Genomic DNA, 13,074 nt, shown 5'->3' on the forward strand with positions numbered 1-13,074 from the left:
CCGGGCACAGATAGGGCATGGCGAAGGAGATGCTCGGGATCGACGTCGGCGGGTCGGGAATCAAGGGCGCGCCGGTCGATCTGGCGGACGGGTCGTTCACGCGGGAGCGGTTCCGGGTGGCGACGCCGCATCCGTCCAAACCGAAGGCCGTCGCGAAGGTGCTGGCGGAGATCGTGGAGCACTTCGGGTGGGACGGCCCGATCGGCGTCACCTACCCGGGCGTGGTGATCGACGGGATGACGCTGTCGGCGGCGAACGTGTCGAAACACTGGGTCGACCTGGACGCGGCGGCCCTGATCTCCGACGCGACCGGGCGGAGGGCGACGCTGCTCAACGACGCCGACGCCGCCGGGATCGCCGAGATGCGGTTCGGCGCGGGACGCGGGCGCGGCGGGACGGTCGTGGTCCTCACGCTCGGGACGGGCATCGGCAGCGCCCTGTTCACCGAGGGCGTCCTGGTCCCCAACACCGAGTTCGGGCACCTGCAACTGGGCGGACGGGACGCCGAGGAGAAGGCGTCGTCGAAGGCCCGCGAGGACGACGACCTCAGCTGGGAGAAGTGGGCCAGGCGGCTTGAGGCGTACCTGCGGCATCTGGAGGCGCTGATCTCCCCGTCGCTGATCATCCTGGGCGGTGGGGTGAGCCGGAAGTCGGCGCACTTCGTCCCACTGATCACGGGGTTGCGGGCGGAGGTCGTCCCGGCGCGGCTGGTGAACAACGCGGGCATCGTGGGCGCCGCCATGGCCGCCGCCGGAACGACCCTCAGCCCTGTCTGAGGCGGACGGTCGCGATCTCCCAGGGGCGCAGCGCCAGCGTGACCGTCCCGGCGCGGACGTCGAGCGGCAGGACGGGACGTCCGCGCAGGTCGACGCGGGCGGCCTCGGTGAACGGGCCGCGCAGGACGGCCGTCGTCGGCTCGGCTGACTCGGCGACCAGCCGGGTCTCGATCCAGCCGTCGCGGGTCCGGAGCGAGGTCATCACGACGCCGTCGCCGGTGATCGCGACCCCGGTGCGGGGCGGTGGCGGCGACGCGGAGACGGGCCCGTATCCGGCGGCGGTGAGCAGCTCGTGGCGGTATGACTCGGCGGCCTGGATGACGTCGGCGCCCGGCCGTTCCCCGTGGTGCGGCATGATCGCGAGGCTCGTCGTCAGGGGGCCTCGACACTGGGCCGTCGGGGTCGGAAGCTGCGGGCCGGCGGGTTGGTCGCGGTAGCGGTTGCGGTCGCGCGACAGGTAGCCGATGGAGCGGAGCAGGGTGACGGCCAGCTCCCCGCCGTCGCCGGTGACCTCGTACTCGGTGGGGTGCTCCAGCAGGACGGCGAGGCCCCCGGCGGCGACGAACCCGGACGCGGGAAACGTCGGAACGGGACGCTCCCCGAAGCCGCCCTCGGCCGTCAGCCCCCGCTCGGTGATCGTGAACTGGCCCTCGGCGAACGACGCGCGGGCGGCGCGCGGCAGCGGAAGGTGCAGCCTGACCCGGTGGTCGTCGCAGCGGTTGTCGAACGTGACGCGCAGCCGCAGCAACGGCTCGCCCGCGCGGAGTTCGGCGCGGGTGGTGACGGTCACGTCCTCCTCGGCCTGGGAGCGCGCGTCGTTCTCGACGTCCCCTGACGCGGGCCACCGGTAAGTCCGGACGATGTCGTACGCGGCGAGCAGCGGCCCGCTCCACACGGGTTCGACGCGGACGGTCAGCGGGCTCTCGACGAGACGGTCGGCGGCGGGCGGCGCATAGTTGTAGGAGTCGCCGAGATCGCCGCCGTCGACGATCCGTCCGGCGCCTTCGACGATGTGGCCGGACGGGGTGCGCAACGTGAGCGTGCCGTCGTCGTCAATCTCGGCGCGGAGAAGGCCGTTGTCGAAAACGCCCTCGGAGGCGGTGACAGGGCCCTCCACGGCGGTGGGCGGCGCCGGGGACACGGTCGTCAGGCCCAGCGGGGGCGCGTCGACGAGCGCGGCGACGGTCCGGCGCGGATCGGCCAGGATTCGGACGCGCCACTCCCCCTCCACATCGCGCAGCGCGGCCCGGACGTCGCCGATGTCGAACGGCGTGTCGGCGCGGGCCGTCACGTGGAAGGTGAGCGTGCGGTCGTCGCGCGACACCGACCAGTCGCGGACCTCCTGCCCGAAGAGCACCCTTCCGTACACGCGCTCCAGCACGATCGGCAGCTCGGCGGCCTGGTGGACGGCGTCGTCCAGCACGGTCGGCGCGATGTCGAGAGTCTGTACAGGAACGGGACGGCCGTCGCCCGTCACCAGCCCCGGCTCACCCTCGGACGGGACGTCCACCATGATCAGGCCGGTGCGCGGCGCCGGAGTCGGGTTGAACACCAGGTGCGAGCCGAGCGGCACGGACGCGGCGCGCTCGGCGGTGACGATGTCGCAGACGGCGCGGCCGAGCTGCTCGGCCTCCGCCATGTGCGCGGCGACCTGCTCGGCGGTCTCGTCGCTGCCGCAGCCGGTGACCGAGTCGTGGCAGCTCGTCTCGATGAGGCGGCGCCACGCGAGGTCGAGGAACGTGCGCGCGTCGCCCGCGTACCAGAGGGCCGCCAGCGGTTCGGCGTACCGTTCGACGAGGCGTTCGGCGCGTCCCAGCAGCCGCTTCAGCCTGACGCGCGCGGAGAGCACCCCGGGGAGGATGTTGGCGCGGGCGTGCGACCGCAGCTCGCCCCGGACGTGGAGCAGCCCGTCCACCGACGTGGTCTCCCCCGCGAAGTATCCGGCGAGAGTGTCGAGACGCATGGGGAGCCCGGCGCCGGAGATCCGGTCGGCGAGGTCGGCGGCGGGCGCGGTGTGGTCGGCGCCGTACATGGCCAGCAGCGGGCCGCCGTCCGGATACCAGCGGCCCATCGCCGTCGCGAAACCGGCGGCGCGGCGGGACAGCGGCGGCGGGCCGTCCCCGACCCGCTCGAACATCGACGCCGCGTTGCCGTAGCCGCCCTCGGGGAGGTACTGGGTGCGGACGGCGGTCCCGTCCGGCGCCTCCCAGGCGAACGCGCGGGACGTGACGCGGGCGGGCACGCCGCGCCACACGCAGGCGTGGTCGATGCCCGCGAGCCGAAGGATCTGCGGCATCTGCGCGCAATGCCCGAACTGGTCGGGCAGGTAGCCGACCATCATCGCCGCGCCCAGCTCCTCCGCGCGCCGCATCCCGAGCTCCAGGTTGCGGACGATGTTCTCCCCCGAGCACAGGAACTCGTCGTGCAGGATCTGCCAGGGACCGACGGCGAGACGCCCGTCCGCGACCAGCGCGGCCAGCCGGTCACGGCGGTCGGGACGGACCTCCAGGTAGTCGTCGACCGCCGCCATCTGGCCGTCCAGCGTGAACCGCCAGCGCGGGTCGGCCTCCATGTGGTCGACGACCGCGTCCAGCAGCGCCACGAGGCGGAGCCGGAAACGTTGGAACGGCAGGTACCACTCGCGGTCCCAGTGGGTGTGCGGGACGACGACGATCTCCCGGCGTTCCTCCGTCTCCGTCACCCGCACAGCGCGATCACCTCGTTCTCGTGGGTCTCCAGGCGGTGCATGCCCGGGGCGTCCGCCGGTATCCGGACGCGGTCGCCGCGGATCGCGGTGCGCCGGCCGTCCGGGCGGATCAGCACCGTGCCGTCGGCGTCGACCGCGATCAGCTCGTCGTCGACGCGGAGCAGGCCGGGGGCGTCCCGCCCGGCCGACACCGCCGTCCGGCCCGCCGCGATGCCGTCCAGCACGTGGCTGGCCGCGCCTCCGTCCTCGGCGAGAACCCAGGTGAGGGGCTCGCCGAGGTTCTTGAACTGGCCCGGGTCGTGGAAGTCGCTGCCGCCGAGCGGGACGACCCCGCCGGGCCGCCAGAGGTCAGCCCAGGCCAGCGGCGCGCCCCAGCGCCGGTCCCACCAGGACGGATGCCAGATCTCGGCGAACCGGGGCCGGGACTCCTCAGGCAGCGGATGGCGCCACGCGCAGTCGCCGCTCAGCGGATGGTTGATCGACATGAGCCCGCCGCGCGCCGCCGCGAACGCGGCCCAGTCGGCGCTCGGCCGCCGGAAGTCGACCCAGCCGACGTCGCCGAACACGTTCGCGTGCCCGAGGTCGGTGGTGACCTCCTGGCCGGGCAGCAGCGTGATCCCGGCGTGGGCCCCGGCGGCGGGCAGCAGCGGATGGTGGCTGACGGTGTTGTGGTCGGTGACGGCGAGGAAGTCCAGCCCCCGGGACGCGGCCAGGCACGCCAGTTCGTGGACGGTCAGCGTCCCGTCGCTGTGGACGGTGTGGGAGTGCAGGTCACCGGCGAGCCACCGCAGGCCGTCCGGCGCGGGGAGATCCCGAGGCGGGGGACGTTCCGGCGGGGGCGGCGGCGCCTCGTCCTGGTGGCGCGCAGCCGAGGTGGACGTGGTGATCGTGACCTCGTAGGGGACGCCGTCCGGCGGTATCCGGTGCAGGCCGAGCCAGACGTGCCAGATGCCCGGTTCGAGTTCACCGGGCAGATATCCGGGCGTCGCCCACTCCGCGCCCACCGTGTACTGGCGGCGGGCCCCTCCTGACCAGCCACGGAACCCGTCCGGGCCGTGGCAGCCAAGGTCGATGACGCCGCCCTCGAAGGACAGCTCGACCGTGATCGACGCCGCGCCGGGCGGGACGTCGAACGGCAGTTCGCGAAGCGGCCGCTCGAGGCGGTCTTCCAGGCTCCAACGCCCTCGATGGACCGTCATCCGGTCAGGGATCCACGTGCTCGGCGGAGCGGGCGGCGAACGCCGCTCTCGCCTTCGCGGTGATGGGGCCCGGGGCGGCGGGCAGGACCGTCCCGTCCACGGCCCGGATCGGCTGGACGTCCCGGGTGGTGGACGTCAGGAACGCCTCATCCGCGCGGTACAGGTCGTCGAGCGCGATGTCCGCCTCCTCGCCGCCGCACCATTCCAGCGTCAGGGCCCGTGTCACCCCGTCGAGGCAGCCCGCCGACAGCGGCGGCGTGATCAGGCGCCCGCCGATGACCACGAAGATGTTGCTGCCCGTCCCCTCGCAGAGGTTCCCGACCGTGTTGCCGAAGATCGCCTCACCTCCGCCGCGTTCCCGCGCGTAGGCGAGGGCCAGCACGTTCTCCGCGTAGGACGTCGTCTTCAGCCCGGCCAGCGCGCCCCGCTCGTTGCGCGGCCATGGGACGACCGTCACGTCCGCCGTCTCGGGGAACGGGTCCTGCGGCGCCACAATGATCGACACGGTCGGTCCCGTGTCGCCCCGCGCCGATCCGAGCGGACCCGGACCGCTGGTCACCGTCACGCGGACGCGCGCCAGCGGCCAGCTCGGGGACTCCGCCAGGATGTCCGCGATGCCGCGCGTGATGGCGTCCTGATCGGGTTCGGGCAGGCCGAGGCCCGCCGCCGACCGGGCCAACCGCCGCAGATGGCGGGTCAGCGCGAAGACCGTCCCGCCCTGCACCTTGATCGTCTCGAAGATCCCGTCACCGACGATGATCCCGTGGTCGAGGACCGGCACCATCGCCAGCCCGGGGTCGACGAGCTCACCGTTCAGCCAGATCCTGGCCTGCTCCGTCACCGGAGGCCACCTCCATAAACCGTGCCGCCTTCAGCTCGGTCTCGCGCCACTCGCGCAGCGGATCGGACCCCCACGTGATGCCCGCGCCGGTGCCGAACCGGAGCAGACCCTCCTCGGCCCAGAAGCTCCGGATCCCCACCGCGAGGGCGCCGCGCCGCGAGTCCGCGTCGACCCAGCCGATGGCCCCACAGTACGGGCCGCGCGGCACCGGTTCGAGTACCCCGATCAGCTCGACCGCACTCGACTTCGGGGCACCCGTCACCGAACCGGGCGGGAACGTCGCGGCGATCAGCTTCGGCCAGCCGCCGCCCGCCAGCCGCGCCCGCACCGTCGACACCAGGTGGACGAGCCCCGGATGCTCCTCGACCTCGCACAACCCCGGCACCTCCACCGACCCGACCGCGGCGACCCGGCCCAGATCGTTGCGCACCAGATCGACGATCATGACGTTCTCGGCCTGGTCCTTGGGCAGCAGGCCCGCCGCGGTGCGCGCCGTCCCCTTGATCGGACGGGACTCGACGACGTCCCCGTCCCGCGCCAGATACAGCTCCGGCGACGCGCACGCGACCTCCAGTCCGGGCAGCTTCACCGTCATCGAGTGCGGCGCCGGATTCCCCCGGATCAGCCGCGCCCCCAGACCCTCGATCGTCGCCCGGGGCGGCAACTTCGCCGACAGCACCCGGCACAGGTTGGCCTGGTAGACGACGCCGTCCGCGATCTCGTCCCTGATCCGCTGGACGCCCGCCTTGTACGCGGCCTCGTCCAGCGATGTGCTCCACTCCCCCGGCGCGGCCCACATGCCCTCCGGGTGCGGCGCCCGGCGCACGTCGGTGAAACGGGCGCACGTCACCTTGCCCTCGTAGGTCACGACCACGGCCCACCAGCCCCGCGAATCCAGGGCCGCCACATCGCTCGTCACATCCGCGAGACCCGTCGCCAGCAGGCCGCCCGCATACGCGAAACTCACCCCAGCACGCACCCGAACGAATCCGCGAGGCCCGCGCGGCCCACGTCCGTCACCGCCAGCGCGCGGCGCGTCGACCCCCGCTCGAACCAGGCCAACTCGATCATCCGCGCCGTCAGCGCCGCGCCCAGCGCGCCGTTCAGATGCGGCCTGCGCTCCGTCCAGTCCAGACACCGCCACGCGAACCTGCGGCGCGACCTACGCAACGCCGCCACGTCCAGGCCCAGCGCCCCGAACTGCTCCTCACCCTTCACAGTCACCTCGAACGACTCGTCACCGTCGGCCTCGATGAGCCCGCCGTCCACCAGCGCGGCGAACAACACCACGCCCGCCTCCCCCGCCAGGTGGTCGTAACACGTCCGGGCCTCGTGCAGCCGCCGCGCGTCCCGCGACTGCCGCAGACTCCGCACCTCGACCGCCGGACTGATCCGCGACAAGGCCTCCACCACCTGCGCGACCTCCGCCCCCCGCAGCCGGTAGTACCGGTGCCGCCCCTGCTGCACCACCGTGACCAGATCGCCGTCCAGCAGCCGCGCCAGATGCGCGCTCGCCGTCGGCGCGCTGACCCCCGCCACCCGCGCCAACTCCCCCGCCGCGAGCGGCCGTCCGTCCAACAACACCGTCACCATCGCCGCCCGCGCCCGGTCCGCCAGCAGCGCCGCCACCGGCGCGAAATCCACGCTCAGGTCGTACTTCCGTCCCATACGTCGACCCTAAGCGCCCCACCCTTCGACCGGCATCGAAGCGTCCCCCACGAAACCGGTTTGGGTAACCGCCCCCGACGCGCTAAGGTTTTCCACGTCGCCGCAAGGCGCAAGCGGAAGTGGCTCAGGGGTAGAGCATCACCTTGCCAAGGTGAGGGTCGCGGGTTCAAATCCCGTCTTCCGCTCTGAGGGGCCTTCCGGCTATCCCCCAGAGGTCTCCTTCTGGTGGAGTGGCCGAGAGGCGAGGCAGCGGCCTGCAAAGCCGTCCACACGGGTTCGAATCCCGTCTCCACCTCGCAAGGGCGATTAGCTCAGTGGGAGAGCGCTACCTTGACACGGTAGAGGCCACTGGTTCAATCCCAGTATCGCCCACGTAGGGGAGGTATGCCCACGGAGAGCGTGGGCCATTCCCCGGTGTTTGTCTGGGGGGCGACCCCCAGACCCCCGAGGTGGGGGCTCCGCCCCCACACCCCCTGTGGGGCTTCGCCCCTCGCCCCCCCTTGTGGGGCTCCGCCCCTACGCCCCCTCCGGGCCGGGTCATTGATCGGCGGGGGGTTACGGGCCTTGCCGGGCTGGGTTGTTGACGGCGGCGGGCTTCGATGTGGGGGCTTCACTTCTACGGTCTTTGCCGGTTCAGGTTGTTGGTCGGAGGCACCCCTGCGGGGTGACCGATCATCTCTGCTCCTCCAGATCTCGCGCGCACCCTGCTCCTGAGATCGGCCTTTTCAGCTCAGGCCCTGTTCGGTTGTGAGGATCTCGGCTGCGCGCTCGCCGACCAGCATGGACGCCGTGTCCGGCGCGGAGGACGCCGGGGAGACCGACGGCGCCGGTGAGTACTCACAGCTTCTTCTTGGAGTCGGGCTGGACCCTTCGGCCGGGTCCAGCCCGGAACCCAACGATGCGGTGTCCGGCGGACATGACCTACGTTCGTTCAGGAGCGGTGGGCCCAGGGGATGGATTCGAGCAGGCGCTCCAGGCCCTTTTCGCCTTCGCGGGTCTGGCCGCCGTGGTCCATCAGCACGCGGAGCCGGTGGACGACGTCGTCCGGCGAAGGGTAGACCTTCGCGTGTGCGGCGGCCTCCTCCGCCAGGTGCGGGACGGGGCCGCTCGCCTCGGCGGCGTCCAGCGCCTCCTTCGCGGCGGCGGCCACGCCCTGGGGCAGGCGGGCGATGCGGTGGGCGAGGGCGTCGACGAACGCGTCGAGGTGTTCGTCCGGCACCGCGCGGTTGATCCACCCGTAGCGCTCGGCGACGGAGGTGTCGAACAGCTCGGCCCCCAGCACGATCTCCAGGGCGCGGGCCCGACCGACCAGCCGGTTGAGGTACTGGGTGCCGCCGCCGCCCGGGAAGATGCCCATCAGCGACTCCGGCTGGGACAGCCAGGTCCGGTCCGCGGCCGCGAATCGCATGTCGGCGGCCATGGCCAACTCGGCGCCGCCCGCGCGGGCGTAACCGCGCAGCTTCGCGATGGTCACCTGCGGCAGTGTGCGCAGGCGTTCGTTGAGCTGCTGAAGCGGGTTGAGCGCGGGGTCGGCATCGGGGTCGGCCAGGGCCATGAGGGTGCTCGGATCGAAGGACCACTCGAAGTCCGCGTGGGCGGAGAAGAACTCGGTGTCGGCCGACTCGAAGATGATCACCGCGACGTTCTCGTCGGACGCCACCTCGTCCGCGAACGCCTTGAGGTCGCCGGCCAGCGTGGCGTCGACGATGTTCACCGGCGGGTTGTCGATGGTCACCCACGCGATCCGGTCCTCCACGCGGACGACCAGGGACCTGTAACCGTTGTAGCTCATCGCCGCACTCCTCCGGGCGCATGCCGCGGCACGGCCACCCGACGTTGTTTAATGTACATTACAGAAGGAGCCTAGCACGTTCTTTAGCGTGCGATACAGTATGAGTGTGACGGGCAGACCGAGGACGTTCGACAAGGACGCGGTGCTCCGGATGGCGATGCGCGCGTTCTGGGAGCGCGGCTACGACGGAGTGAGCGTCGCCCAGCTGTGCGCGGAGGCGGGGATCGCCGCACCGAGTCTGTACGCGGCCTTCGGCGACAAGAACGCGCTGTTCGAGAAGGCGTCCGCGCTCTACACCGAACATCTGGACGAGGACCTGGAGCGCGACCTCTCGGCACCGACGGCACGGGAGGCGATCGAGCGTCTACTGCGGTCCTCGGCCGAGCACTTCTCCGCGCCCGGGCAGCCCCCCGGCTGCCTCGTCATGAGCGAGCCCCGGCTCGCCGAACGGCGCGACAGGACACGCGACATGATCCGGACACGTCTACGCCGGGCCGCCGCCGAGGGAGAACTCGCGTCGGACGCCGAGGCCGACGGTGTGGCCGCGTTCGTCGACACCGTACTGGCCGGCATGGCCGCCCTGGCTCGCGACGGCGCCGACCGGACCCGACTGCTGGACGCGGCCCGTCACGCGGCCCGGGCCTGGCCCGCGTAACGCTTCTCCCGGGCTCGCCGGGCTCACAACCGTGCGGCGCGAGTTCCGCGACGGACGTGGATGGCCGAGCGAGTTGCGGTTTGAGTAGACCGGTCGTATAGTCCTGATCGTCAGAGCGCGACGGACATCGAACTCCCGGAAGGGGAAGGCATCATGGGGCGCATCAAGGTCGGCACGGAGAACAGCACCGACATCGAACTGCACTACGAGGACAAGGGAAGCGGGCAGCCGGTCGTGCTGATCCACGGCTACCCGCTGGACGGCAACTCCTGGGAGGGGCAGGTCCCGGCACTGCTGGCCGCGGGCTACCGGGTCGTCACCTACGACCGGCGCGGGTTCGGCAAGTCCTCGCAGCCGTCCACCGGCTACGACTACGACACCTTCGCCGGCGACCTGAACATCGTCCTGGAGACTCTCGACCTGCGCGACGCGGTGCTGGTCGGCTTCTCGATGGGCACGGGTGAGGTCGCCCGCTACCTGTCCATTTACGGTTCCGGACGCGTCGCCAAGGCCGTTTTCCTCGCGTCACTGGAGCCGTATCTGGCCGTCACCGAGGACAACCCCGACGGCGCCGCCCCACTGTCCTTCTTCGAGGGCATCTCCGAGACGGTGAAGAAGGACCGCCACGCCTTCTTCACCGGTTTCTACTCTGACTTCTACAACCTCGACGAGAACCTGGGCACCCGGGTGAGCGAGGAAGCCGTCCGCAACGCCTGGAACGTGGCGGCGGGCGCGGGGCCGATCGCCTCGGCCGCCGCACCGCTGACCTGGCCCACCGACTTTCGGGCCGACATCCCCCGGATCGACGTGCCCGCCCTGATCGTGCACGGCACGGGCGACCGGACCCTGCCCATCGACGCCACTGGACGCCGCTTCACCAAGGCGCTGCCCACCGCGAAGTACGTCGAGATCGACGGGGCGCCGCACGGGCTGCTCACCACCCACACCGCCGAGGTCAACGAGATCCTTCTGGACTTCCTCGGCCAGTGACGTGTCAGGCGGCGCGGGTGACGCACCGACTCGAATATACGACCGGTCTAATGCTCGGTAGGATGGAAAGCATGGCAGCCATCCATGGCGACACTCGCCGCAGCATTCTCGACGCCGCCCAGCGGATCATGTCCCGTAAGGGATTCTCCGCGGTGGGCATCAATGAAGTTCTTTCCGCGGCCGGGGTGCCGAAGGGGTCGTTCTATCACTTCTTCAGCTCCAAGGACGCCTTCGGCGAGGCCATGATGCGGGCCTACTTCACCGGCTACCTGGCGGACATGGACCGCATCCTCGCCGAGCCCGACCTGACCTCGGCACAGCGGCTGATGAACTACTGGGAGAACTGGCGCGAGACGCAAAGCGTCGACGAATGCCAGGGCAAGTGCCTGGCCGTCAAGCTCGGCGCGGAGGTCTCCGACCTGTCGGAGACGATGCGGCTCGCCCTGAAGGAAGGCACCACCGCCATCATCGACCGCCTGGAACGGACGATCGCCAGCGGTCTGAAGGACGGATCGATCGCCGTCGACGGCACCTCCCGGGACACCGCGCAGGTCCTGTACGACATGTGGCTCGGCGCCAGCGTCATGGCCAAGATCCACCGCGACATCGGCCCGCTGGACACCACGACCAGAGTCACCCGCCAACTGCTGCACCTGTAGAACCCGCTCACGCCCCCAAGTGCCGTCCGAACACCGACCAATTCTCGCACCCGTCGAGACGACCGGTCCACTCAAAGGAAGTTCGCACCATGAAGGTCCTCATCGTTCTCACCTCGCACGACGAACTCGGCACCACCGGCCGCAAGACCGGCTTCTGGCTGGAGGAACTCGCCGCCCCCTACTACCGCTTCAAGCACGCCGGCGCCGAGGTCGTCCTCGCCTCCCCCAAGGGCGGCAGGCCGCCCCTGGACCCCAAGAGCAACGAACCCGCCTTCCAGACCGACGAGACCCGCCGCTTCGAGGCCGACCCGGAAGCCATGGCGGCCCTCTCCCACACCGTCCGCCTCGGCTCCGTGTCCGCCGACGACTACGACACCGTCTTCTACCCGGGCGGCCATGGACCCCTGTGGGACCTGGCCGAAGACCCCGACTCCGTCCGGCTCATCGAGACCATCGTCCGCGCGGGCAAACCCCTCGCCCTGGTCTGCCACGCACCCGGCGCCCTGCGCCACGTCACCAACCCCGACGGCACGCCTTTCGTCCGGGGCCGGAGGATCACCGGCTTCACCAACGAGGAGGAAGCCGCCGTCGGCCTGACCGGCATCGTCCCCTTCCTCGTCGAGGACGAACTCAAGCGCCTCGGCGCCGACTACTCCAAGACCGATGACTGGCAGCCACACGTCCTCACCGACGACCAGCTCGTCACCGGCCAGAACCCGGCGTCCTCCGGGCCCGGAGCCGATGCCCTCCTCGCCCTCCTCGACGAGGTCGACAAGTCCCGCGCATAACCTGGCACGGCTGGAGGCACAGATCAGCGGCCCGGCCGCGCATCCCGCCGCTCGTCGGCACACCGATCAAGGAGAGCGACAGCAATGAAGGTCTTCGTCGTGGGCATCGCCGGCGGCATCGGCAGCCGCCTGGCCCGTCTGCTGACCGCGTCCGGCGACCAGGTCGACGGACTCTACCGCCGCCCGGAACAGGGCCAAGAGCTCGAAACCCACGGCATCCACGCCACCCACGGCGACCTCACCCGCCTCGACGCCCCCGCCCTCGCCGCCTTCCTCCACGGCGCCGACGTCCTCGTCTTCACCGCCGGAGCCGGCGGCGAAGGCGGCGCCACCGCCACCACCGCCATCGACGGCTCCCTCGCCGAACTCGTCCACACGCCACGTATCCACCACCAGATCCTGGAACTCACCCAAGGCCCCGAACCGATCACCGACGCCGTCCACCGACAGACCCACAGCTGAACAGCCGGCCCCTGATCAGGGGTTCTGCCGGAGCGCACTCGGCAGGTGCGAGTCCGCGGCGGCGTCTCCCGACCCCATCAAGAGAACGCCCCCGCAGATGCCATCACGGCTTCAGCGGACGCTCCTGTCGCTGTGCGCGCCGAAAACCTCATCCACGTCAGGCTATCTGCCGCGTATCCATCGAAAACGCCTCTGGAGGCGCTCATGGCATCGGACTTGATTTGGTCTGGATTTGGTCTGGGCAGGCGGACTCAAGCGGTACCTTGAACGGCTGACCAAATGCGGTGATCGATGTTATCGACGCCGACGGTAGATCCGATCGAGGGTTCCCGCCGACACGCTGGAGCGCTGGCCCACCAGCCGATTCAGCGATCAGGGAATGATGACCTCGGTTGAGGAGACGACGCGAACTGACGTGACGAGGATCCCCTCACGCTTGCAACGGTCCAAGACGTATTCCCGCAGCGACGGGCTCAGATCATCCAAGTGGTTCCGGCTCTCGACAAGGCCGTTCTTCGACGTACGCGGTCTCTTAGA

General features: G+C 70.9%; 12 protein-coding genes and 3 tRNA genes. 9 read left to right on the plus strand and 6 right to left on the minus strand.

All coding sequences use genetic code 11. From position 1 onward, the window contains the following. The first annotated feature begins 17 nt into the window (after positions 1 to 17). A complete protein-coding gene (ppgK, locus tag ABD808_RS08380) occupies positions 18 to 776 on the plus strand; it encodes a polyphosphate--glucose phosphotransferase (RefSeq protein WP_344892358.1) in 759 nt (252 codons plus the stop codon). On the opposite strand, the gene ABD808_RS08385 is transcribed toward ppgK, so the two are convergent. The 5 genes from ABD808_RS08385 to ABD808_RS08405 are packed head-to-tail and all read right to left on the minus strand — an operon-like array spanning position 763 to position 7,191. Further along, positions 763 to 3,477, minus strand: a complete 2,715-nt coding sequence (locus tag ABD808_RS08385) for a glycoside hydrolase family 38 N-terminal domain-containing protein (RefSeq protein WP_344892361.1) — start codon at positions 3,475 to 3,477, stop codon at positions 763 to 765. The two genes, ppgK and ABD808_RS08385, sit on opposite strands and share 14 nt — an antisense overlap. Next, the gene (locus ABD808_RS08390; RefSeq protein ID WP_344892363.1) at positions 3,474 to 4,682 is read right to left on the minus strand and encodes a CehA/McbA family metallohydrolase; all 1,209 of its coding nucleotides are present in this window, start codon (positions 4,680 to 4,682) and stop codon (positions 3,474 to 3,476) included. Before ABD808_RS08390 ends, ABD808_RS08385 begins: the two co-directional genes overlap by 4 nt. A gap of 4 nt (positions 4,683 to 4,686) precedes the next feature. Further along, the gene (locus tag ABD808_RS08395) at positions 4,687 to 5,523 is read right to left on the minus strand and encodes an aminotransferase class IV (protein WP_344892366.1); all 837 of its coding nucleotides are present in this window, start codon (positions 5,521 to 5,523) and stop codon (positions 4,687 to 4,689) included. After that, on the minus strand, positions 5,489 to 6,490 hold the full coding sequence (locus ABD808_RS08400) for a chorismate-binding protein (RefSeq protein WP_344892369.1): 1,002 nt from the start codon (positions 6,488 to 6,490) through the stop codon (positions 5,489 to 5,491). The genes ABD808_RS08395 and ABD808_RS08400 overlap by 35 nt, the downstream gene beginning before the upstream one ends. Then, positions 6,487 to 7,191 carry an ArsR/SmtB family transcription factor gene (locus tag ABD808_RS08405; protein ID WP_344892371.1) on the minus strand — a complete coding sequence of 235 codons (705 nt, stop codon included), beginning with the start codon at positions 7,189 to 7,191 and terminating at the stop codon, positions 6,487 to 6,489. Before ABD808_RS08405 ends, ABD808_RS08400 begins: the two co-directional genes overlap by 4 nt. Positions 7,192 to 7,304: 113 nt before the next feature. Here ABD808_RS08405 and ABD808_RS08410 point away from each other — a divergent pair. The 3 genes from ABD808_RS08410 (at position 7,305) to ABD808_RS08420 (ending at position 7,563) form a co-directional block, all read left to right on the plus strand. After that, positions 7,305 to 7,376: transfer RNA gene (locus ABD808_RS08410), tRNA-Gly, on the plus strand. A 39-nt stretch (positions 7,377 to 7,415) separates the two neighbouring features. Then, positions 7,416 to 7,486: transfer RNA gene (locus tag ABD808_RS08415), tRNA-Cys, on the plus strand. Between the two features lie 5 nt (positions 7,487 to 7,491). Then, positions 7,492 to 7,563: transfer RNA gene (locus tag ABD808_RS08420), tRNA-Val, on the plus strand. A 559-nt stretch (positions 7,564 to 8,122) separates the two neighbouring features. On the opposite strand, the gene ABD808_RS08425 is transcribed toward ABD808_RS08420, so the two are convergent. Next, the gene (locus ABD808_RS08425; protein ID WP_344892374.1) at positions 8,123 to 8,983 is read right to left on the minus strand and encodes an enoyl-CoA hydratase/isomerase family protein; all 861 of its coding nucleotides are present in this window, start codon (positions 8,981 to 8,983) and stop codon (positions 8,123 to 8,125) included. A 106-nt stretch (positions 8,984 to 9,089) separates the two neighbouring features. Between ABD808_RS08425 and ABD808_RS08430 the strand changes: the two genes are divergently transcribed. From ABD808_RS08430 to ABD808_RS08450, 5 genes are all read left to right on the plus strand, one after another. After that, positions 9,090 to 9,638 carry a TetR/AcrR family transcriptional regulator gene (locus ABD808_RS08430; protein WP_344892376.1) on the plus strand — a complete coding sequence of 183 codons (549 nt, stop codon included), beginning with the start codon at positions 9,090 to 9,092 and terminating at the stop codon, positions 9,636 to 9,638. 153 nt (positions 9,639 to 9,791) lie between these two features. Then, a complete protein-coding gene (locus ABD808_RS08435) occupies positions 9,792 to 10,628 on the plus strand; it encodes an alpha/beta fold hydrolase (protein WP_344892379.1) in 837 nt (278 codons plus the stop codon). A 71-nt stretch (positions 10,629 to 10,699) separates the two neighbouring features. After that, complete coding sequence (locus ABD808_RS08440; protein WP_344892381.1) at positions 10,700 to 11,287, plus strand: TetR/AcrR family transcriptional regulator; 588 nt, start codon at positions 10,700 to 10,702, stop codon at positions 11,285 to 11,287. Positions 11,288 to 11,376: 89 nt separating this feature from the next. Then, positions 11,377 to 12,075, plus strand: a complete 699-nt coding sequence (locus ABD808_RS08445) for a type 1 glutamine amidotransferase domain-containing protein (RefSeq protein WP_344892384.1) — start codon at positions 11,377 to 11,379, stop codon at positions 12,073 to 12,075. Between the two features lie 84 nt (positions 12,076 to 12,159). Then, positions 12,160 to 12,537, plus strand: a complete 378-nt coding sequence (locus tag ABD808_RS08450) for an NAD(P)H-binding protein (protein ID WP_344892387.1) — start codon at positions 12,160 to 12,162, stop codon at positions 12,535 to 12,537. The last annotated feature ends 537 nt before the right edge of the window (positions 12,538 to 13,074 follow it).

The organism is Actinomadura meridiana, assembly GCF_039537545.1.
GTDB classification, from domain to species: Bacteria; Actinomycetota; Actinomycetes; order Streptosporangiales; family Streptosporangiaceae; genus Spirillospora; species Spirillospora meridiana.